Genomic DNA, 20,807 nt, shown 5'->3' with positions numbered 1-20,807 from the left:
CGCCGTGCCCTCCTGGCAGTGCTCCGGGCCGCGTTCCGGGCCGGCGGCACCGCGGCGCGGGTGCGGTGCCGCCGGACCGTCGCCCAGGGGAGCCGGTTCACTTGCTGGAGCCGGCGGCGAAGCCGGCGTAGATCAGGCGCTGGAGGGCGAGGAAGACCACCAGCGTGGGCAGGATGACCAGGATGGTGCCGGCGGAGATGATCTCCCAGTTGACGCCGAACGGTCCCTGGAAGCGGAACAGTGAGGTGGAGATGGTGCCCAGGTCGCTGGAGGGCATGTAGAGGAAGGGGATGAAGAAGTCGTTGTAGACGGTCACGCCCTTGACGATCACCACGGTGGCGATGGCGGGCTTGAGCATCGGCAGGATGATCCGCCAGTAGATCGTGAAGCTGTTGGCACCGTCGAGGCGGGCGGCTTCGTCGAGGGAGACCGGGATGGAGCGGATGAACTGCAGGAAGATGTAGATCGAGATGATGTCGGTGCCGAGGTAGAGCAGGATCGGCGCCCAGCGGGTGTTGAACGCGCCCAGGTTGTCGATGATCTGGAAGGTCGCCACTTGGGTGGTGACGCTGGGCACCAGGCTCGCCAGCAGGAAGAGCGCCATGACGAGCTTCTTCAGCCGGAAGTCGAAGCGGTCGATGGCGTAGGCGGTCATCGAGCCGATGACCACCGTGCCGGTCACCGAGACCAGCAGGATGAAGGTGGTGTTGAGGAAGGCGGGCAGCATCTTGCCCTGGGTGAAGGCGATGTGGAAGTTCTCGAAGTTGAGCCAGTTGCCCGGCAGGTCGAGCGGGCGGGTGTCGAGGGCCTCCTGACGGGTCTTCAGGGCGGTGAACATGATCACCACGAGCGGGATCAGCACGACGGCGCCGGCCAGGACCAGGGAGAGGTACTTGGCGCCGCCGGCGGCGGCGGACCGGGCGTGGATCCTCCCCGCCGCGCGGGGGTGCCGCGCGAGGGTGACGGGGTCGGTGGTCACGACAGTTCCACCCTCTCCTCCGGCACCAGGCGGCGCTGGATCCAGGTGACGAGCAGGATCAGGACGAGCAGGACGACGGCGCTGGCCGAGGCGAGGCCGTACTTGTCGAACTTGAAGGCCATGTTGATGCTCTGGATGACGAAGGTCTGCGAGCCGTTGGCGCCGCCGGTCATGATGTAGGGGATCTCGAAGACGGCCAGCGAGCCGGAGACGGCGAGGATCGCGCTGAGACTGATGACGGGCTTGATGCTGGGCGCGATGATGTGGCGGAACTGCTGCCAGCGGTTGGCGCCGTCGAGCGCGGCCGCTTCGTAGAGGTGGGGCGGGATGGACTGGATGGCGCCGAGGAACAGCACCAGGTTCAGGCCGGTGTAGCGCCACACCGACACGCCGGCCAGCGACGTGTTGACCAGGTCCGGGTCACCCATCCAGAGGTGCTCGCCGTGGACACCGAGGAGCGCGAGCAGGGAGTCCAGGGTGCCGTGCGGCCGGAAGAAGTAGAGGAAGACGAAGCCGATCGCGACGCCGTTGATCAGGTACGGGAAGAAGAGGATGCCCTTGAAGAAGTTCCGGAACCTGGTGTCGAAGCTCAGCACGGTGGCGAAGTAGAGCGCCAGGCAGATCTGCACCACCGCGGCGATCAGGTAGACGCCGCTGACCAGGAACACCTTGAACAGCTCGGGGCGGGTGAACAGGTCGGTGTAGTTCTCGAACCCGACGTTGTTCCTCTCCGGGCTGATGCCGTCCCAGTCGGTGAAGCTGTAGCCGATCATGTCGCCGATCGGCAGGTAGGTGAAGGTCACCAGCAGCCCGAGCGGCACCAGCAGGTAGAGCCACGGGGTGAACCACCAGTGCCTGCGGACGCCCTCGCGCCGGGCGACGCGGTCCCGGACACCCTTGCGCCGGGCGACGCGGCCCCGGTCGGCCGGGGCGGCGGCGAGGGTGGTCCGCGCGGGGGGCTTTCCGGTGCCCCGGTCCCTCTGCAGTGCAGTCATCTTCGTTCCTTCGTAGGTCCTGGCGTCCGGTGAGCGGCACGGCCCGGCCCCGATGTCAGAGCGGGTGGGCCCGGGCCGCGCCGCTCGGTCCCGTGGGTCAGCCGACCGTCTTCTGCGACTCGGACCACTTCTTGTTGAGCTCGGCGAAGTAGCTCTTCTGGTCGCCGGCGGCGGCGCCGCGGGCGATGTCGACCAGCTTCTGCCGGTAGCCCGGGGCGTCCAGGTTGATCTCCGCGCCCTTGTCGATCTTCTTGACCGCGGCCAGCTTCTCCTGGTCCTGGCTGATCATCCGCACGCCCTTCTCGATGAAGGGCTTGAGCGCGCTGGGGAGTTCGGTGCCCTTGACGGAGGAGATGCCCTGCTCGTCCTGAGCGGCACCGGACTTGTTGACGAACCAGTCGATCCAGGCCCGGGCCGCTTCCTGGTTCTTGGAGTGCTTGTTGATCGCGTACTTGTAGTCCGGCTGCAGGACGGTGCACGGAGTGCCGGTCGTCGAGGGGAAGGGCATGTAGCCGATGTCGTCCGGGTTCGCGCCGGCCTTGGAGGCGGCATCGCGCACCTGCGCGATGGACCAGGAGCCGAGGTACATCGACCCCACCTTGCCGGTGGCCAGCAGGACCTTCGAGTTGTCCCAGTTGGTGGTGGTCGGGTCCTCCTCGGAGAGCTTCTCGTGGACGACCGAGTACAGCAGGCTGTCGATGGTGAAGATGTCGTTGCCGCCGGTCCACGGCAGCGGTGTGGTGGCCATGGCGTCCTTGGCCCCGGGGTCGCAGCTCGGGGAGCTGACCGCGTCGGTCCACTGCCGCAGCGGCCAGCCGTCGTGGTAGTTGGTGTAGTACGGGGTGGCGGCGCCCTTGGCCTTGAGGGCCTTCAACGCGGTGACGAACTCCTCCGGCGTCTTCGGCCACTCGGTGACGCCGGCGTCCGCCCAGACCTTCTTGTTGTAGACGAAGCCGGTCACCGTGCCGTAGTTGGCGATGCCGTAGACCTTGCCGGCCACCGTCGAGTAGTCGGTCCACTGGTACTGCTCCGACAGCTCGGCGGCCTCGCCCAACGGCGAGAAGAAGTGGGGGAACTGGGCGATGGACAGGTCCGAGGGGATCGGCAGCACGTCACCGTAGTTCTCGGTGTTCATGCGGATCTTGACTTCGCCCTCGTAGTCCTTCATCCCCTCGAACTTCACCTTGACGTTCGGGTAGACCTTCTTGAACTCGGCGGCGTACTTGTCCAGGATGCCCCCGCCGAGCTGGTCCGTGCGGTTCGTCAGGACCGTGATCGAGCCCGACACCTTGGCCGGGTCGGCGTTGACCGTCGGGACCGAGGAAGCGCCGTCGCCGCCGTTGCTGCTACACGCCGTGAGCACCACCGTGGTCGCGGCCGCGACGGCCACCCATCCTCTTCGCATCTCGCTCATCCTTCGTGCTGATCGTCTTGTGACACGGGGGGAGGCAACACCCAGCAGGCCTGGCCGGTCTCCCTGGCTGCTGGACGCTTAACGTAGACGTCACTTCGCCGTCATGTCCATAGAGCGGTCAACATTGATATCCACCAGTTCTGTGTCCAATCAAGGTGCTCTTTACTAAAACATTGCCTAACAAGATATCGAATCGTCTTTGCTGCCCGATCGCGACCGGCGGGCGCTGGACAACGTTGTCGCGGTGGATCAGAATCACCGGGATCGCCCCTGCGGCGCCCCGTCCAGCACTGCGGTGCCCCCTGTCACACATGCGGAGAAGTTACAATGAGTTACGACATGGCCGCTCCCGCAACGACACCCGGACCTGCTGGGCCGGCCCCGGGCGGCGCCCTCGCGGGACCGCTGATCGCGGCTGTCGACATCGGTGGCACCAAGATCGCCGGCGGCCTGGTCGACACCGACGGCACACTGCTCCACCAGCTCCAGGTGCCCACCCCGGCCGACGGTGACCGGCACGAGCTGATGGCCGCCGTCGACCACGTCCTCGACGACCTCGCCCGCCTCCCCGCCTGGCAGCACGTCCGGGCCCTCGGCATCGGCAGCGCCGGCCCCGTCGACATCGCCGCCGGCACCGTCAGCCCGGTCAACCTGCCCGGCTGGCGCGGTTTCCCGCTGCGCTCCGAGGCCGCCGAGCACCCAGCCGTCCGCGGCCTTCCGGTCGTACTCGGCGGCGACGCCGTCGCCATGACCGCGGCCGAACACTGGCGCGGCGCCGCCCGCCCCTTCCGCAGCGCGCTGTGCCTGGTGGTCTCCACCGGCGTGGGCGCCGGGCTGGTGCTCGACGGCCGCCTGCACACCGGCGCCACCGGCAACGCCGGGCACCTCGGCCACATCAGCGTCGACTACCGGGGCCGCCCCTGCCCCTGCGGCTCCCGCGGCTGCCTCGAAGGACTGGCCTCCGGCACCGCCATCGCCCGCACCGCCGCGGAACTCGGCTGGCGGCCCGGCCCGGACGGCGTCGCCACCGCGGGCGCGGTCGCCGTCGCAGCCCGGGCCGGCGACCCGCTCGCCCTGACCGCCTACGACCGCGCCGCCCGGGCGCTGGCTGCCGGGATCGCCGCCACCGCCACCCTCGTCGAGATCGAGGCCGCGGTGATCGGCGGCGGCGTGGCCAGGGCCGGCTCCGTCCTCTTCGACCCGCTCACCCGCCACCTCGCCTCGTACGCCACCCTGTCCTTCGCCCGCGGACTGAGCCTGGTGCCCGCGCACCTGGGCACCGACGCCGGCCTGGTCGGCGCCGCCGCCCTCGCCCTCCCGGCCCTGCCCGCCCACCGCTGACGCCCTTGGCCTCCCCGGCGTCCCGCCGGACGACGGCACCGACCCGCCGGACGACGGCGCCGTCCCGCGCCGGCCCTGCCCTCCGAACCCGGATCCCCACCCGCCCGACCGCCCGGGGATCGGCGGAGACGGCCCCGCCGCCCGCGAGATGAGCCGCGGGCACGCGGCGGTCCGCCGGCCGGACGACCTGACAGGATGTACCGGGAACGCGTGCACGCGCGTCGCCGGGCCACCAGCCGTCGGAGGGGAACAGCATGCAGCACCGGGTGACGATCCGAGACGTCGCCGCCCGCGCCGGGGTCTCCGCCGGCGCCGTCTCGCTCGCCCTCAACGACCGGCCCGGCGTCTCGCAGGAGACCCGCCGCCGCATCACCGAAGCCGCCCGCGAACTCGGCTGGTCCCCCAATCTCGCCGCCCGTTCACTGGCCCGCGGTCCCCGGGTGCACACCATCGGCATGGCGATCAGCCGCGAAGCCGTGGCCGAGGGTCTCGACGCCCTCCACATGGCGCTCATCGGCGGCATCGAGAACGTCCTGTCGGAACGCCCCTGCTCCCTGCTGCTCCGCCTCACCGCCAGCAGGGAGATGGAGATCGCCCTCTACAAGCAGTGGTGGCAGTCCGGCCAGGTCAACGGAGCGGTGCTGACCGGGGTGACCGCGGACGACCCCCGGATCGAGCCGACCCACCGTCTGGGCATGCCGGTGGTCGCCGTCACCCACCCCGACCACAGCGGGCCCTTCCCGGCGGTCTGGATGGACGAAGCGGCGGCGATCACGGAGGCCGTGCGCTACCTCGCCATCCTGGGGCACCGCCGGATCGCGCACATCACGGGCCCGGCCAGGCTCGGCAGCGCGCTGGTCCGCTCGCGGGCGTTCGAGGACGTCGCCGTCGAACTGTCTCTCCAGGACTACCGCCACGTCCCCACCGACCTGTCCGCGCACCAGGGCGCCAGAGCCACCCGGGAACTGCTCGCCTCCGATCGGCCGCCGACCGCGATCGTCTACGACAACGACATCATGGCCGTGGCCGGCCTGTCGGTCGCCGCCGAGTTGGGCCTGCGGGTCCCCGAGGACGTGTCGCTCGTCGCCTGGGACGACTCCGACCTGTGCCAGATCACCAGACCCGGACTGTCCGCCCTCAGCCACGATCCGTTCGCGTTCGGCTCCGAGATCGCGCGGTGCCTGCTCGAACTGCTGGACACCGGACGGGCCGGTTCCCGCATTTCCGGTACGCCCGTCCTGGTCCCGCGCGGTACCACCGGCCCGCCGCCGCGCTGGTCGTGAGCCCTGCCTGTGCTCAGGGCCGGGCCGCTCGGACCGGTGGTGCGGCAGTGCTTCCGCGGGGTGTCAGTTGCGGGGCGGTGTCTTCGTAACCGCCGCTCGTCTGCCCCGAGATCAGCGCCAGCAGGGTCCGGGCGGCGTGCGCGCCGTAGGCGTGGATGTCCCGGGTCAACGCGGTCAGCGCGGGCCGTACCACCTGGACGAGTGGGGAGTCGTCCCAGGCGACGATCGACAGGTCCCCGGGCACCTGGAGTCCGATCTCCTGCGCGACCGACAGGCCGGCCACGGCCATGATGTCGTTGTCGTACAGGATCGCGGTGGGCCGGTCGGGGGTGAGCAGCAGACGCCGCGTCGCCCGCGCACCCTCCACGCCGGTGTAGTCGGTGTGGACGACCGGCGCGGCCTCCAGCCCCAAGTCCTGGCACACGGTGGTGAAGGCCACGTCACGCAGTGAGGTGTGCACCAGGCCGGTGAGCCCGGCGACCCGGCCGACCCGGTGATGACCCAGCGCCGCGAGGTACTCCAGCGTCTCGCGGATCGCCGCGGCGTCGTCGGACCACACCGGGGTCAGGCCACCCGAGCCGGACGGGTGACCGATGACGACCGTCGGCAGGCCGAGCTCCTCCAGGGCCGGCACCCGCGCGTCGTCCTCCCGCAGGTCCACCAGGATCGCACCGTCGATCTGCCGCTCGCCCCACCAGCGCCGGTACGCCTCCAGTCCGCGTTCGTGGTCGGAGACCACCTGGAGCGCCAGCGAATAGGAGGCGTCGGACAGGACGTTCTCGATCCCACCGATCAGCTCCATGAAGAACGGCTCGGTCCCCAGCATCCGGGCCGGCCGCGCCAGCGCCAGACCCACCGCCGATGACTTCGCCCCGCTCAGCGCCCGGGCGGCGCTGTTGCGCACGAACCCGATCTCCTCGGCGACCTCCGCGATCCGGGCCCGGGTCGCCTCCGAGACGCCCGGCTGGCCGTTGAGCGCGTTCGAGACGGAGACCTTCGACACGCCGACGATCTTGGCGATGTCGGCGATCGTCGGCCGTCGCCCGGCCGGACGCTGCTGCGGGGACACCTGATCCACGAGGACCCTTCTGAACGGCTGGGGCAGACCTTTCGCCCCCAAGCTACTACGGGCCCGGCCGTCCGCAGAAGCCGCCCCGGGATGCTCGGGGCAACCGGTTAACCAGCGGTTGACAGCGAGCAGGTGCCAACAATGGCGCCCTTAGAGTGAAGCGGTTAACTCGACGAGCGCCGTAGCCGGACGCGCCGGCGGCCGCCTCGGCGCGACCGCCACCGACTCCGGTCGCGCCCCCGCGGTCGGAGGTGGCGCACCGGTGCGGCTCAGCAGGCGGCCTGCCGCACACCAGTGATCGACCGCAGCTGGCGAACCGGTAAAGGAACGGCACTTAACTCGACGCTCACCGTCAACGATCAGCGAGCCCTCGTAGGCACGATGGCTATCCCCAGCAGGGACTTCATCGCTCGACTGGGCCCAGAAACCTCACCTAACCGGTTTATGGACAGGTTCAGTAGGAGGGGCTACGGTTGCTCCCACCCGCCTTCGGAACCACCCCCACAGCGAATGGAGCCGCACGATGAAGGACGTCACCCAGCTCGACCAGGGCTGGGCCCTGCACCACGCGGGGAGTCGGCTCCCCGCCGCCGTGCCCGGCTGCGTCCACACCGATCTGCTGGCCGCCGGTCTGATCCCGGACCCGTTCCTGGAGGCCAACGAGACCGACGTCGCCTGGGTCAGCCGCCAGGACTGGACCTACACCCTGGAGCTGCCGGACCACGGCACCCGGCACGAGCGCACCGACCTGGTCTTCGAAGGGCTCGACACCGCCGCCACCATCACCCTCGGCGGCACGGAACTCGGCTCCACCCGCAACATGCACCGCGGCTACCGCTTCGACGCCACCGGCCTGACCGGCGAGTTGGCGGTGCGCTTCACCAGCGCCTACCGGGAGGCCGAGCGGGTGCGCGGCCTGGTCGGCGACCGCCCCAACGTCTATCCGGAGCCGTTCCAGTACATCCGCAAGATGGCCGCGAGCTTCGGTTGGGACTGGGGCCCGACCCTGCCCGGCGCCGGCATCTGGCGACCGGCCCGGATCGAGCGCTGGTCCACCGCCCGACTGGCCCGGGTGCGCCCGCACACCACCGTCAACGGCACCACCGGCACCGTCGAACTCCACCTCGACCTGGAGCGCACCACCACCGGCGCGGCCCGCGAGCTCACGGCCACCGCCACCATCGGCGACCACACCGCCACGGTCGCCCTCCCGGGCGGCCAGGACACCGCCGTCATCGTCCTGGACGTCCCCGACCCCGCGCTCTGGTGGCCGCGCGGCTACGGCGACCAGGCCCTGTACGACCTCGACGTGACGCTCGCCGACGCACAGGGGCCGCTCGACAGCTGGCACCGCCGCGTCGGCTTCCGCACCATCGAGCTCGACACCTCCGACGACGAACACGGCAGCGGCTTCACCCTGGCGGTCAACGGCGTCCGCCTGTTCGTCCGGGGCGTCAACTGGATCTCCGACGACACCCTGGTCAGCCGGGTCACGCCCGAACGCTACCGGGAGCGCCTCACCCGCGCCGCCGAGGCCAACGTCGACCTCGTGCGGGTCTGGGGCGGCGGCATCTACGAGGACGAGGCCTTCTACGACACCTGCGACGAACTCGGCCTGATGGTCTGGCAGGACTTCCTCTTCGCCTGCGCCGCCTACCCGGAGGAGCAGCCGCTGCGCGGCGAGATCGAGGCCGAGGCCCGCGAGAACGTCGTCCGCCTCATGCCGCACCCCTCACTCGTGCTGTGGAACGGCAACAACGAGAACCTCTGGGGCTTCCGCGACTGGGGCTGGGAGACCGAACTCGCCTCGGCCTCCTGGGGCGAGGGCTACTACCTCGGCGTGCTGCCCCGCATCGTCGCCGAACTCGACCCCACCCGCCCCTACACGGCCGGCAGCCCCTGGTCCGGCAGCTGGGACCACCACCCCAACGACGTCGACCACGGCACCCACCACTCCTGGGAGGTGTGGAACCGCCAGGACTACGCCGAGTACCGGGCCACCATCCCCCGCTTCGTCGCCGAGTTCGGCTGGCAAGCCCCGCCCGCCCACGCCACCCTGCGCCGCGCCCTGCCCACCGAAGAACTGGCCGCCGGCTCCCCCGGCATGCTCCACCACCAGAAGGCCGAGGACGGCAACGGCAAGCTCGACCGCGGCGTCGAGCGCCACTTCGACCTCCCCGCCGACTTCGACCGCTGGCACTACCTCACCCAGGTCGTCCAGGCCCGCGCCGTCGCCGCCGGCATCGAGCACTGGCGCTCCCACTGGCCCCGCTGTGCGGGGACCGTCGTCTGGCAGCTCAACGACTGCTGGCCGGTCTCCTCCTGGGCCGCCATCGACGGCGACGGCCGCCTCAAGCCGCTCTGGTACGAGCTGCGCCGCGTCTTCGCCGACCGACTCATCACCATCCAGCCGACCACCGGTGACGCCGCCCCGACCCTCGCCCTGGCCAACCAGGCAGCCCAGCCCTGGCACACCGTCGTCACCCTGCGCAGGGTCTCCGCCGACGGCACCACCACCACGACAACCGAACTGCCGGTGACCGTCGAAGCCCGCTCGGTACTGCGCCTGCCGGTGCCGAACGCGCTGGCGCCGACGGCCGGCTCGACCAAGGAGTTCCTGGCCGCCGACGCCGACGACCTGCGTGCGGTGCACTTCCCGGTACCGGACAAGCACTTCGACTACGCGCGGCCCGAGTTCGACGTGACCGTGGAGCCGGTGGCCGGCCACGACACGGCCCTCGACATCGTGGTCACCGCCCACACCCTCGTCCGCGACCTGCTGCTGCAGGCGGACCGGCTGGCACCCGACGCGGTCGCCGACCGAGGCCTCCTGACCCTGCTCGCGGGCGAGCGGGCCCGGATCCGGATCACCGGAGCGCCCGGCGTCGACGCCGACACCGCCCGCGCCGCCCTGTACTGCGTGGAACCCGCGTGACCAGGTCCACCTGACGCGCCGCTGACGGCTCGCTGCTGCCGGGCTCCCACCGCCGGCAGCAGCGAGCCCCCAAGAGCTTCGCCGCCACCACCATGGTCGACGCCACCACCTGGCAGAGCAGCGGCGTCACCTGCCCCTGCCCCACACACGCCCGGGTGCCGCCGGCCCGCGCCGTCCCCGACGCGGTCGCGGGCCGCCGTACTCGCGGGCCGCGACCGCTCCCCGACCCTGCCGAGGGGCACCGGCCTTGATCGGCCGGCGGGCCGGCGCTGCCGCGCACGCCGGGCGGCGGCCGTACGGGGCTGGGGCGGGGGCGGTTTCCGCCGGCGGGGCGGACTCGGCTGCGTGGCCGCGGCCGCGATCGTCGGTGTACTCGCCCTCGCCCGGTAGGGCCTGTCGCCGTCAGCGCCCTCGTCGGGGCCTGCGGAGCAACGGACACGGCCTCGGACCGCCCCCGAGGGGCGGCGACGGGTGGACGAGTTCCTCCGGACCGGCGGAAACATCCGGTCCGCCGCCCGTAGGCTGAGGCCCGCGGCGCCGCCGGGGGGCGGAGCGTGCCGCGCACAGAGTCGACCGAGGAGCCGAGCATGGACAGGCGCAGGGTGGTCGTGACCGGGGCGACCTTCCCGGACCAGGTGGTACGGAAGCTGGAGGCCGGCGGGTTCACCGTCGAGTCGCTCCCCGGCGACCTGGACGAGGACAAGGTGGTCCAGGCGCTGCACGGCGCCTGGGGCTACGTACTGGGCGGGTCGGAGGTGATGTCCGCGCGCGCGTGGGACCGGCTGCCGGACCTCGCGGTGGCCTGCTTCATGGGCACCGGCTACGGCTCCTTCATGGAAGTACCCGAGGGCGCTTCGCCGACCCGGTTCTGCTACACCCCGCACGCCAACGCGGTGGCCGTCGCGGAGTTCACCGTCGCTCAGATGCTCGACCTGGTCCGCGGGGTGACCCGCCGGGTGACGGGCGTGCGGGCCGGGCTGTGGAGCGAGGACGCGACGCCCTCGCTGGTCGGCGCCCGACTCGGGGTGGCCGGCCTGGGCCACATCGGCCGCGAGGTGGCCCGGATGGCGCACGCCGCGTTCGGCATGGAGGTCCTGTACTGGAACCGCACGCACCGCCCGGAGCTCGACGGGCTGCCCTACACCGCGGTCGCCTCCCTGGACGACCTGTTCGAGGCCGCCGAGGTCGTGACCCTGCACTTCCCCCACCAGCCGGGCGTCAACGACGGTGTCATCGGCGCACGGCAGTTGACGGCGCTGGGCCCCGAGGGCTTCCTGATCAACACCGCCCGCGCCGCCCTCGTCGACCCCGACGCCCTGCGCACCGCACTCGCCACGGACCTGATCGCCGGCGCGGCCTTCGACGGCTACTACACCGAACCGACGCCGCACCCGGCCGAGGACCCGTACGGACTGCTGGAGTTCGTCCCGGACCGGCTGCTGGTCACACCCCACTGCGCCTACCTCAGCACCCAGGCCGTCCGGCGCATGGCCGACATGGCCGCGGAGAACCTGCTCTCCGTCGCCCGGGGCGACCAACCCCCCTACCCCGTCACGGCCGGGTAGCACGCCGCGCCGTGCGGACGGGGACGCGGCGGGCAGGTGGCCGGTCCTGGGCGCGGGATGCCTTCGACGGCCCCGGTGATGGTCCACCCTCGCCCGCCGCGGACCGGGCCGCCGGCTCACGGCGACGCCCGGACCGCGGCGGACTCCTCCCCGGCCCCTAGCGAACGACCTCGTAGCTCAGCGCCGGGAACGGGAAGTCGGCCCAGTGCAGGCTGCCCAGCACGTAGGACAGGTCGCTCGGCTTGCCGGGCAGGCCGGTCCGGCAGTCGGCGGTGAAGTAGACCCTGATGTTCACCTCGGTGAAGTCCACCGCGGACAGTGCGGCGGACGGCAGCGCGCGGCAGCCGGTGCTGCCGGTGTCGACCGGGAACCTGGTGCCCGTCAGGTCGGCTCCGGTGGCGAAGTAGGCCACCGGGGCGTGCGGGAGTTCGACGGCGGCGGCGGGCTGGGCGAGAGCTCCGCCCAGCAGCAGGGCGGCCGCGGTGGCGGCGACGGCGGTGAGGCGCTTCAGGTGGACGGTCATCGCGGGACTCCTCCTCGAAAGGTCTTCCTACGGTGCGGTCGAGCTCATTGCATCTTCAACTACACCTGCCGCCCGTGCCAAGACCTCCGGGCCCCCTCCCCTCCAACAACGGTAGGCGGCCGCGACGGTGGGCACCTCAGCGTGGGCAGCGAGGCGTAGCAGTGGACCATGTCCTCGGTGGCCGAGACCATGACGTCACCGGTCCGCGGGCCGACGACGCCGTCCTGGTCCAGGCTCGCCCACGGGGGACGGCGGCGGGGCGGGCGGGACGGCCGGCGCGGCAGGCGCCGTCGTACCGGTGCAGGACGCCCGAGCGGGCCCGCCCGCCGTGGTCACCGTGCTCGGCGGACGGCTCCGGGGAGGCACCGCGGCCGGTCGGGGCCGCCCCGGGGCTGGGTCACTTCCGCCAGAACAGGTGGTGCGTCACGCCGCTGGAGCTGGGCACGACGTCCAGGTGGAAGCGGTCGAGCAGCTCGTCGGGCGACTCCCAGAGCCGCAGGCCGGACCCGAGCTTCAGCGGCGAGACCGCCACGTGCAGGGTGTCGACGAGGTCGGCGTCGAGGAACTCCCGGACGGTGGTGACTCCCCCGCCGAGCCGGACGTCCTTGCCCTGCGCCGCCTCCCGCGCCTGCTCCAGGACCGTGGCCGGGTCGCCGTCGACGAAGTGGAACGTGGTGTCGGAGAGCGTGAACGACGGCCGCGTGTGGTGGGTCATGACGAACACCGGGGTGCGGAACGGCGGCTCGTCACCCCACCAGCCGCGCCACTCGTGGTCCTGCCAGGGCCCGCGCTGGGGCCCGAACTTGTTGCGGCCCATGATCTCGGCCCCGATGTTGCGAGGGTAGTCGCGGGTGAAGTAGTCGTCGAGACCCCGGCTGCCCCCGGGGTCGGTGCGCATCGGCCAGCTCGCCGTCGCGCCGGCCCAGGAGAACAGCCGCTCGGGGTGGTCGAAGCCGAACGGGCGCTCGAAGCTCTGGTCCTCGCCGGCCGCAACGCCGTCACTCGAGACGACGAAGTTCTGGACCCTCAGCAGTTGCGTCATGTGTGTTCCTCCAGTGGTTCCTGCCGGACGACGACGGTGCGGCTCCCGGGCGCGGGACAGACACGGCGGCAGTCTTGCAGGCGCCACCGACAATCGGGCCGAACCGCACCGGTCGGCGGCAGGCCCTGTCGCCCGGCTCACCCGAGGACCAGCGGCACCTTCGCCCCCGGTGCCCCGTGCGCCCCGAGTGCCGTCCGCTCGGCCGGGGTCGCGGCCCGCCGCCCGGTGCCGACCAGCAGCGCGTCCGCGTCCGCGAACGAGGCCGGGAACGCTCCTCCGGCGATCCGCTCCAGCAACCGACGCGCCCCGGCCAGCCCCTCGGCGGGCGGGCCCGGCAGGTGCGGCAGGTGAGCGACCAGATCGAGGTGGTGCAGCGTCCACTCCAGCACGTAGGCGTCCAGATAGTCACCGGCGGTCAGCACCTGCCCCTGGGTGGCCACCCGCAGCCGCGGATCGGCGAGTTCGGCGGCGCGCCCCGCCGCGGAGCCGACGTCGTCGAGGTGGAAGCGGAGCAGCCCCGGGTCCCCGTAGGCGGCGGCCGGCCGGACGGTCAGCGCGTCCAACGGGTCCTGGCCGTCGGGCGGTTCGGCGCACACCTGCCAGTACGACGCCGCGTCCCGGGTCGGCTCCGCGGGGGACGGGGTGACCAGGGTGATCAGTACGTCCTGGGCGTCGATCACCAGGTGGCACACCAAGTCCCGCACCAGCCACCCGGCACAACCCGACGGCTCGGCGAAGTCCTCCTCCGCGAGCCCGTCCACCGCGGCCCGCAGCGCCGCCCATGACCGTCCGAAGAGATCCACGTCCGCAAGCTACCACCGCCCCCGCCCGGGCCGCCGGAACCGGCGAGCGGGTGGAGCGGGAGCGGGCCGACCGCCTGCCCGCACCCGCGGCGAAGCCTTCTCGGCGCGGAATGCGGCGGCGGTGCCCTCCTCGGTCGGTGCCCTACTCGGTCCGGACGAGCACGGCCTGCCGGTAGCGGGCCGCCGTCCGGAGGAAGTCGGCGAGGGTCCCGGTAGTGGCCGGAGGCGAGCTGCGGCGCGTCCTCCGTCCAGCCGGCGGGCAGCGCGACAGCGGCGGCGAGTTCCGCCGGGTCGACCCCGCGGAGCTCGGCGACCCGTGCCCGCGCCCAGTCCGGCTCGGCCGCCGCGCGCCGCGACTGGTCGCGCCGCGACTGGTCGGCGCTCGGCCGGAGACAGCGACCGTTCATTCCCAGGACCGTGAGCCTGGAGCCTGACGGTTCAGCCTCCCTGCGGGGAGAGCGGGTGGTCCCGGTGGATGGCCGGCACCCGCGTCAACTCCCCGGCGGTGCGGCGGTCGTGGGACAGTCGTGGTGATGGGGTGGCAGGCACACGACGTTCAGGGCCGGCTCCTCGTCGTCCACGATCTCGAAGGTGAGGACGGCGCCGGAGGGTTCGGCCTCGACCGAGCGCTGACCCTCGAAGGTGAGTGCCGGGTACGGCCGCCAAGGACAACCGGCCCGGTCCAGGGCGGCGATGACGTCGGTGTAGGACGGCTGTCCGGGAAGGGCGGGTCGGCCGGCCAGTGCGGGTGGGAGGTCGATGACTTCTCGCCAGGTCTGGAGGCAGACGAGAACGACGGCTCCGCAGCGGCACACCGCCAGCTCCAGGTCCCCGTAGCCGACCAGTCGGGGCCACTCGTCACGGTGCCCGACGGCACCCACCCACGGTTCGCCGAACTCGGCGGTCACCGAGGCCAGGGACACCCCGTTCGCGACCGGCCCCAGATGCCCGGTCCGCGCCAGGCCGGTCAGGACATCGAGTATCTCCACGACGGCGGAGCCTGCCACCTGCGGCGATGGCTGTCCAACCGGTTGACCGGCCCCGGACGGGCGCGCCCGACCCGGAGCGAACGGCCGAGCAGTTCCCCACACGGGAGGCTCGTCGACGCGGGCCCACCGCAAGGGGTCGACCCGCAGCCGGTGGGCGCGTGCCACAGTGAAACCGATGCCCGGCAACGGTGGTGACGCCGACTCGGCGACCTCCGTGCTCCCGGCTGCCGACCGATCCTTGCGGACTCCCGCACCGGTTTCCGCGGGTTCTCGTCGCTCGCGGAGCGGGAGAGGTGGCGGGGCGCCGGCTGAGCGTTCGACGCAGGCCCGCGCGGACGTCCAACAGTGCGGTGACGGCGGCCCGTTCAGGCGGTGGGCGCGGTGGAGGTCGGCCGAGCCAGAGGTCAGCCGAGCCAGACGATGTCGAGGACGTACAGGCGCTCGGCCAGGCGGTTGACGGAGTAGACCAGGCTGAGCTGGCCGACGGAGGCGCAGCGCAGGTCCTCGCCTTCGAGGTCGGTGGCGTCCCACTGCGGCCATCCCCAGGGGGTGCAGGAGGCGATGTCGAGCAGGTCGCGGACCGTCAGCTGGGCGTGTCGGGGCAGGTCGACGAAGGTCTTGGCCGCCTGCGGGGACAGGCGGGCCGGCCAGACCCGGTCGGTCACGGGTTCGTCCCGGTGAGTTCGGCGAGGTCGATCCCGTCCTCGTCGTCCATTCCGGCGGCGAGGAACGCGTCGACCGCCGGTGCGCTGTCCAGGCGGAACCGCCAGGTGCGGACCACCTCGTGCAACGGGGAGAGGTCGTAGGTCTGGCGGGAGTCCTCCAGCGCCTTCGCCCAGTCCCGCTCGAAGGCCGGCAGCCACCGGACCGACCGCTCGGGCGGCTCGGCGTGGATGCGGACGAGCAGTTGGGCGGCGGCGCGAGGCGCCGGGGCCGACGGCGGGGCGGGCAGGTGGTCGGGCTGGGCGCTCAAGAGGTCCTCCACTTCGTCGTCGGTCACGGTACGGCAATCGGTGGGCGCGAGGGCGGGGCCGCTACCGGATTCCCTCCTGGTTGGCCGATTCGCGTGCGTCCCGAGCCGTCGGTCCGGCCTGCCCCGGGTCCGGCGGTCCGGGGCGTGCTCGTCCACCCCGGTGCCCCGGAGGGGGCGCCGCCGCGTCGAGTTGCCCCGCGCCGTACGGGTCGCGAGTCCGGCCCCTGCCCCGCCGCCCGCGGGCCCGCCGCGGACGCGACAACCCCCGTGCCGCTGCCGCCGCTCACGAATCTCACCCCTCGGACCCGCCACCGCCCGGACCGCCGCAGGGGCGGCGGACCGCACCGTCGGGGTGTGCGGCGACTCTTCGGCGGCATACGCCCCTCCACCGTGTCGGATGCCTCCGGCAGCGGTCGCCACTCGACCGTTCCGTCGAGCAACACCCTTCCGGGCAAAGGGAGATGGGGCGCGGACACGGGTGCCGTTCAAACACCGCGTCGGGTGCCGGGAACCCTGGTCGGCCTCCGTCCGCCAACACCCGCCCGCCGTCAGCGCGTTCGCTTCCCCACCGGGTTCCACCGAGGTCGGGCCACGCACTGTCGGCACCCCGTGCGATGGAACATTCCGCAATCCCCGTACACCCCGCCCGGCTAGCCGTACATTCACTGCACGACTGGTGACGGACTACGCGTAGGAGTGGTTGTGGGAAACGGGAACACTTTCGGTACGGACAGCGGTGTGGGATCGACGATTTCGCTGTTGGAGGGGAGACTGCCCGCAGTGCGGGACCGGCTCGCCCGGGCGGAGCAGGAACTCGCCGCCGCCAGGGCCGAGGAGGAGGCGGTGGCCAAGGCGCTGGCGGGCCTGCGGGGGCTCGCCGGCGTGTCGCTCGGTGACGGGGGCGAGTCGGGCGCCCCCGAGGCGCAGCCGGTTTCGGCCGAGGCGCCGCAGGAGGCGGCCGCGGCGACGGAGCCGCCCCCGGCGGCACCGGCTGCGGCGGAGGCGCCCGCTGCCCCGGCCACGCCTGCCGCTCCGGAGGCGTCCACCGCTCCGACGGCGAAGGCGCGGAGCAGGAAGCCGGCAGCCGCCAAGAAGACGGTGGCGGCGAAGAGCGCCGCGTCCGAAGCGGAGCAGGCGGCGCCGTCGTCGGCCCCCGGCAAGAAGCGGACCGCGACGAAGGCGGCGGCCAAGGACAGCGGGCCCAAGCCCACGGCGAAGCGGACACCTGCCAAGAAGGCCACGTCGACTCCGGCGGCGGCCCCTGCCAAGAAGGCGGCCCCGGCTCCGGCGACCACCGCCAAGAAGGCCGCACCGGCGGCGGCCCCGGCCAAGAAGGCGGCAGCCGCTCCGGCGGCCGCCGCCGAGGGCAAGACCGCGTCGACGGACCGCCGGCGCCAGGTGGCGGACGCGGACAGCGTGGTGGCGGTGCTCGCGAAGGCCGAGGGCCCGCTGCGCGCCCGCGAGGTCACCGAACTGCTGGGCCTGGAAACGCACGAGGGCAACATCAACACGATCCGCACCAGGCTGGAGCGTCTCGCGAAGGCCGGCCGCGCGCAGCGGCCCGAGCGCGGCCTCTACACGGCCGTCGCCGGGGCGAAGGCCTGACCGCCGGACGGGGGCGTGCACCGGTCGACTCCGGTGCAGGCCCCCGTCGATGACGTCCGCCGGCCGCGACGGGCCCGCCCCGGCCGACGGGGTAAGGGCATCGGGACGCAGGGACCGGTGCGGCGGGCCCGAGGGGACGGCCGCGACACCCGCGCAGCGCTCTGTCCTATGACCGTCCCTGCTCATCGGGTCCCCGAGACACGGCGGACGGGCCGCGTCGACGACGAAGGAGCCCGATCGGCGGCGACGGTCAAGCCCGGCAGGAACACCGCGGCCACGGTGACGGCGGTGGCACTCGCGCCGTCGGAATCGGCGGCGGCGCGTGGGCGATGGTCGCCCCCCGCACCGAGCGGGCCGAACCCCCGGCCGCGTGTGCCGCACCCCGGCCGACGGACCCGGCCGGCTATGCCGCGCCCTGCGCCGCCCTCAACCGCCCCGACCTGCCGGCCCTGCTGGGCACGCCGCAGGACCGGGTCTCCACGGCCGGTCCGGCGCCGTTCGGCCTGGGCAAGGACGCCATGGTGGAGGTCCGGCTGGGGGTGAGTGCCGTCGCCCTGACGGACTGCTCCACCACGGTCGAGGACATCGCCGACATGCCGCGGTTCCTCCCCCGGCCCGCCACCGTCCTCGGCCATCCCGCCATGACGTACTACACCGACGCCATGAGCCTCGGCTTCGGCACGGACGGGAAGGCCACCACCGGCGTCGGCTCCCCTGTCCGGAACCTCGTCGTCGCGCAGGACCCCGGCGCCCCGGGGCGGGCCTTCGAGGTCGCCGTCTTCCGCCACGACGGCCGTCCCGTCGACGACGCACTCCTGTACCGGGTCGCCGAGGCCGTCATGCCCACCCTCCCCGGCTGGGTCACGGCGCCCTCGGAACCGTCCGGCCACTGACCGCGCCGCCGGCGACCACGACAGCCGTCGTCCGGCCGACCCGCCGCTATGTCGGCGATGTCGCCGCATGAGAGCGGGTTGTACGCGAGCGCGGCGGTGGTGGTCGGCGCGGGGCTGCGGATCCTGGTCCACTGCTGGCGGGCTGCCTGATCGGCCTGGCCCTCGCGCCCCGTAGCAGGGACCTGCCTGCGCGGTCCGTCGTGGCCTAGCGCCACGAGGCCCGTCGGCGCGGGCCGGCCGCCCGTCGCGGAGGCGGCTCGGCCGGCTCGGGTGGGCGGGCTCCCGACCGAACCGCGGCAGGTCCGCGGGGACGCGGCCCGCTGTTCCCCGGGGTGGGTCGGGGCGGGGCGAAGCCGCCACCCCGGAACCGTCGGTTCGGCGGCCGGCCCCGGTCCGGCTCCGCACCGGACCGGGGGCCACGGCCTCCGTCACCGCAGGACGGTGTCGAGCCAGTCGAGGATCCGGCCCATGGCGAGGCGCTGGGCGCCGGTGTGGCAGTGGGCGCCCGCACCCTCGGCGACGGTGAAGCGGGCGAGGGTCTTGGGGCAGGTGAGGCGGTCGTAGAGCTGCTGGGCCTGGCCGTCGAAGAAGAGGTCCTCCTCGGCGTCGCAGACGAGGGTGGGGCAGGTGATCCGCTCGGCGATGCCGTCGGCGAGCGTGTAGTCGAGGTAGGAGGCGAGGAACGCGCGCGGGGTCGCCACGTCCATGACGTAGGAGCCGTGCGTGATGGCCCAGCGCACGGTCGGGTTGGTCTTCATCAGCGCCTCGATGGAGGCGTCGATCTCGGGGGCGTGCTCGGCGCGCAGCAGGGCCTCGGCCTCGGGGCGCGGCATCGGCAGGTTCTTCACGCTGACTTCGCCGAGGTCGTACACGCCGTCGACGGCGATCACGGCGGCCAGTCGGTGTTCGAAGGCGGCCGCCCTGGGCGCGAGCAGGCCGCCCATGCTGAGGCCGAGCAGGGCAATGCGCTCGGGGTCGACCTCGGGGCGCTCGGCGATCAGCCAGTCGACCACCGGCGTGACGACGCTCTCCCAGTTCGGGCGGAAGGGCAGCCCGTCACGGAAGCGGGCGGCCGGCTGGCCCGGGCCGTCGAAGGTGAGCACGTGGTAGCCGCGCTCCTGGCCGGCCGCTCCCCCGAAGAAGTGCATCTCCTCGGCGGACCCGTCGAAGCCGTTGTGCATGACGATCGTGGGCGCGGGGGCGTCGCCGGGGGCCCGGTAGAAGTAGCCGTGGAGCACGGTGCCCTCGAAGGGGATCTCGACGGGTTCGATGCGGGGCTCGAAGAGGGCGGCCGCCGAGCGGAAGGCGTCCACCGCGCGCTCGTAGGAGGACGCGATGCGGGGGTCCTTCGGGTTGCCGTGCAGGAAGAACTCGGCGGAGCGGAAGTAGTTGCTCGCCCGCAGGTAGGCGTCCCGGGCGCTGATCCGGTGGCCGCCGGCCAGGGCGGTGGCGGCCTCGGCGGCGGTGCGCTCGGCGGTGGCGGACCACTCCTCGTACCAGCCGTCGTAGTCACCGGCGGTGATCCTCTGGGCCGTGGCGATCACCTCGCCGAAGTCGGAGCCTCCGTAGGCCGCGTGGCCGATCGCCCGGAGGGTCTCGTACCAGAACTGCGGGTCGTTCTCGAAGAGCAGGGGCTTCATGGCGTTCTCCTAATGCAAGATTGGTTGCGTTAATTACGGTAGTGAGCCGAAGCCATAGACGCAAGTTCTCTTGCGTTAGCCTGTGGCTGTGAACGAAGACCAGGTACGGCGCAGGACCGGCGGCCGAAGCGCCCGCGTACGGGAGGCGGTGCTCGGCGCGACGGCCGAGCTGATCGCCGAGCACGGCCACGCACGGATCTCCATCGCCCAGATCGCCGAACGCTCCGGCGTCCACCAGACGTCGATCTACCGGCGCTGGCGGTCGACCGACGCGATCGTGCTGGAGCTCGCGGTGGAGCGCCTCTCCGCCACGTCCGTGATCCCCGACACCGGGACACTGCGCGGGGACCTCGTCGCCTACGCCCACGGGGCGGCGGCGTCGATCGAGGGACCGGACGGCCTGGCACTGCTACAGGCGCTCGTCGCCCTGCCCGCCGGGAGTGCCGACCCCGGCCTCGACCCCAGGACCGTGCTCGCACCGCGCGGCAGGGACCTGCAGGACATGCTCGACCGGGCCGTGGCACGCGGGGAGCCGCAGCTGCACCTGCTGGACGTCCTGGACGGGATCGTCGCACCGCTCTACCTGCGGGTCCTCTTCCGGATCGGGGGGATCGACGAGGCGTACCTGGACTCCCTGGTCGTCAGGACGCTGGCGGCGGCGGCGACGGACTGACGCGACCGGCGGCCGGGGCTGGGGCGGCGAAGAAGGCCCCGGCCGGGGCGGCGAAGAAGGCCCCCGGCGCGGTGGCGGGCCGGCC

General features: G+C 72.7%; 18 protein-coding genes. 7 read left to right on the top strand and 11 right to left on the bottom strand.

What is annotated here, in order from left to right:
- Window positions 1–97: 97 nt before the first annotated feature.
- The 3 genes from ABT263_RS22735 to ABT263_RS22725 form a co-directional block, all read right to left on the bottom strand.
- Window positions 98–979 (bottom strand): carbohydrate ABC transporter permease, encoded by an 882-nt coding sequence (locus ABT263_RS22735; RefSeq protein ID WP_502885848.1) that lies wholly within the window; start codon window positions 977–979, stop codon window positions 98–100.
- Window positions 976–1,974, bottom strand: coding sequence for a carbohydrate ABC transporter permease (locus ABT263_RS22730; RefSeq protein ID WP_352292680.1), 999 nt, complete (start codon window positions 1,972–1,974; stop codon window positions 976–978). Before ABT263_RS22730 ends, ABT263_RS22735 begins: the two co-directional genes overlap by 4 nt.
- Before the next feature lie 97 nt (window positions 1,975–2,071).
- Window positions 2,072–3,379, bottom strand: a complete 1,308-nt coding sequence (locus ABT263_RS22725) for an extracellular solute-binding protein (RefSeq protein WP_352292678.1) — start codon at window positions 3,377–3,379, stop codon at window positions 2,072–2,074.
- A 348-nt stretch (window positions 3,380–3,727) separates the two neighbouring features.
- Between ABT263_RS22725 and ABT263_RS22720 the strand changes: the two genes are divergently transcribed.
- Both ABT263_RS22720 and ABT263_RS22715 read left to right on the top strand, forming a co-directional pair.
- Window positions 3,728–4,729, top strand: coding sequence for an ROK family protein (locus tag ABT263_RS22720; protein WP_352292676.1), 1,002 nt, complete (start codon window positions 3,728–3,730; stop codon window positions 4,727–4,729).
- Window positions 4,730–4,983: 254 nt separating this feature from the next.
- Entirely contained in the window at window positions 4,984–6,012 is a 1,029-nt protein-coding gene (locus ABT263_RS22715) for a LacI family DNA-binding transcriptional regulator (protein WP_502885847.1), read from the top strand.
- A gap of 13 nt (window positions 6,013–6,025) precedes the next feature.
- Here ABT263_RS22715 and ABT263_RS22710 read toward each other — a convergent pair whose 3' ends face one another.
- Window positions 6,026–7,081 carry a LacI family DNA-binding transcriptional regulator gene (locus ABT263_RS22710; protein ID WP_502885850.1) on the bottom strand — a complete coding sequence of 352 codons (1,056 nt, stop codon included), beginning with the start codon at window positions 7,079–7,081 and terminating at the stop codon, window positions 6,026–6,028.
- A gap of 523 nt (window positions 7,082–7,604) precedes the next feature.
- On the opposite strand from ABT263_RS22710, the gene ABT263_RS22705 reads away from it, so the two are divergent.
- Both ABT263_RS22705 and ABT263_RS22700 read left to right on the top strand, forming a co-directional pair.
- Entirely contained in the window at window positions 7,605–10,016 is a 2,412-nt protein-coding gene (locus ABT263_RS22705; RefSeq protein WP_352292671.1) for a glycoside hydrolase family 2 protein, read from the top strand.
- 587 nt (window positions 10,017–10,603) lie between these two features.
- Window positions 10,604–11,581, top strand: coding sequence for a 2-hydroxyacid dehydrogenase (locus tag ABT263_RS22700; RefSeq protein ID WP_352292669.1), 978 nt, complete (start codon window positions 10,604–10,606; stop codon window positions 11,579–11,581).
- 157 nt (window positions 11,582–11,738) lie between these two features.
- Here the strand turns inward: ABT263_RS22700 and ABT263_RS22695 are convergent, their stop codons facing one another.
- From ABT263_RS22695 to ABT263_RS22670, 6 genes are all read right to left on the bottom strand, one after another.
- Window positions 11,739–12,104 (bottom strand): hypothetical protein, encoded by a 366-nt coding sequence (locus ABT263_RS22695; RefSeq protein ID WP_352292667.1) that lies wholly within the window; start codon window positions 12,102–12,104, stop codon window positions 11,739–11,741.
- A gap of 397 nt (window positions 12,105–12,501) precedes the next feature.
- Window positions 12,502–13,146, bottom strand: a complete 645-nt coding sequence (locus ABT263_RS22690) for a dihydrofolate reductase family protein (RefSeq protein ID WP_329485314.1) — start codon at window positions 13,144–13,146, stop codon at window positions 12,502–12,504.
- 137 nt (window positions 13,147–13,283) lie between these two features.
- Entirely contained in the window at window positions 13,284–13,949 is a 666-nt protein-coding gene (locus ABT263_RS22685; RefSeq protein ID WP_352292665.1) for a maleylpyruvate isomerase N-terminal domain-containing protein, read from the bottom strand.
- A 491-nt stretch (window positions 13,950–14,440) separates the two neighbouring features.
- Entirely contained in the window at window positions 14,441–14,938 is a 498-nt protein-coding gene (locus ABT263_RS22680) for a hypothetical protein (protein WP_352292663.1), read from the bottom strand.
- A 404-nt stretch (window positions 14,939–15,342) separates the two neighbouring features.
- Window positions 15,343–15,603, bottom strand: a complete 261-nt coding sequence (locus ABT263_RS22675; RefSeq protein WP_352292661.1) for a hypothetical protein — start codon at window positions 15,601–15,603, stop codon at window positions 15,343–15,345.
- On the bottom strand, window positions 15,600–15,938 hold the full coding sequence (locus tag ABT263_RS22670; protein WP_352292659.1) for a DUF6247 family protein: 339 nt from the start codon (window positions 15,936–15,938) through the stop codon (window positions 15,600–15,602). Before ABT263_RS22670 ends, ABT263_RS22675 begins: the two co-directional genes overlap by 4 nt.
- Before the next feature lie 711 nt (window positions 15,939–16,649).
- Between ABT263_RS22670 and ABT263_RS22665 the strand changes: the two genes are divergently transcribed.
- Both ABT263_RS22665 and ABT263_RS22660 read left to right on the top strand, forming a co-directional pair.
- Window positions 16,650–17,516 carry a hypothetical protein gene (locus tag ABT263_RS22665; RefSeq protein WP_352292657.1) on the top strand — a complete coding sequence of 289 codons (867 nt, stop codon included), beginning with the start codon at window positions 16,650–16,652 and terminating at the stop codon, window positions 17,514–17,516.
- Window positions 17,517–17,677: 161 nt separating this feature from the next.
- Window positions 17,678–18,409, top strand: a complete 732-nt coding sequence (locus ABT263_RS22660) for a DUF6215 domain-containing protein (protein ID WP_352292787.1) — start codon at window positions 17,678–17,680, stop codon at window positions 18,407–18,409.
- A gap of 428 nt (window positions 18,410–18,837) precedes the next feature.
- Here the strand turns inward: ABT263_RS22660 and ABT263_RS22655 are convergent, their stop codons facing one another.
- Window positions 18,838–20,049, bottom strand: coding sequence for an alpha/beta hydrolase family protein (locus tag ABT263_RS22655; protein ID WP_352292655.1), 1,212 nt, complete (start codon window positions 20,047–20,049; stop codon window positions 18,838–18,840).
- Window positions 20,050–20,137: 88 nt separating this feature from the next.
- Between ABT263_RS22655 and ABT263_RS22650 the strand changes: the two genes are divergently transcribed.
- Window positions 20,138–20,722 (top strand): TetR/AcrR family transcriptional regulator, encoded by a 585-nt coding sequence (locus ABT263_RS22650; RefSeq protein WP_352292653.1) that lies wholly within the window; start codon window positions 20,138–20,140, stop codon window positions 20,720–20,722.
- Window positions 20,723–20,807: the final 85 nt, after the last annotated feature.

The organism is Kitasatospora sp. NPDC001603 (assembly GCF_040298365.1).
Lineage (GTDB): Bacteria > Actinomycetota > Actinomycetes > Streptomycetales > Streptomycetaceae > Kitasatospora.
Note: the sequence above shows the minus strand (reverse complement) of the source record. Positions and strands in the feature narration are given on the sequence as shown.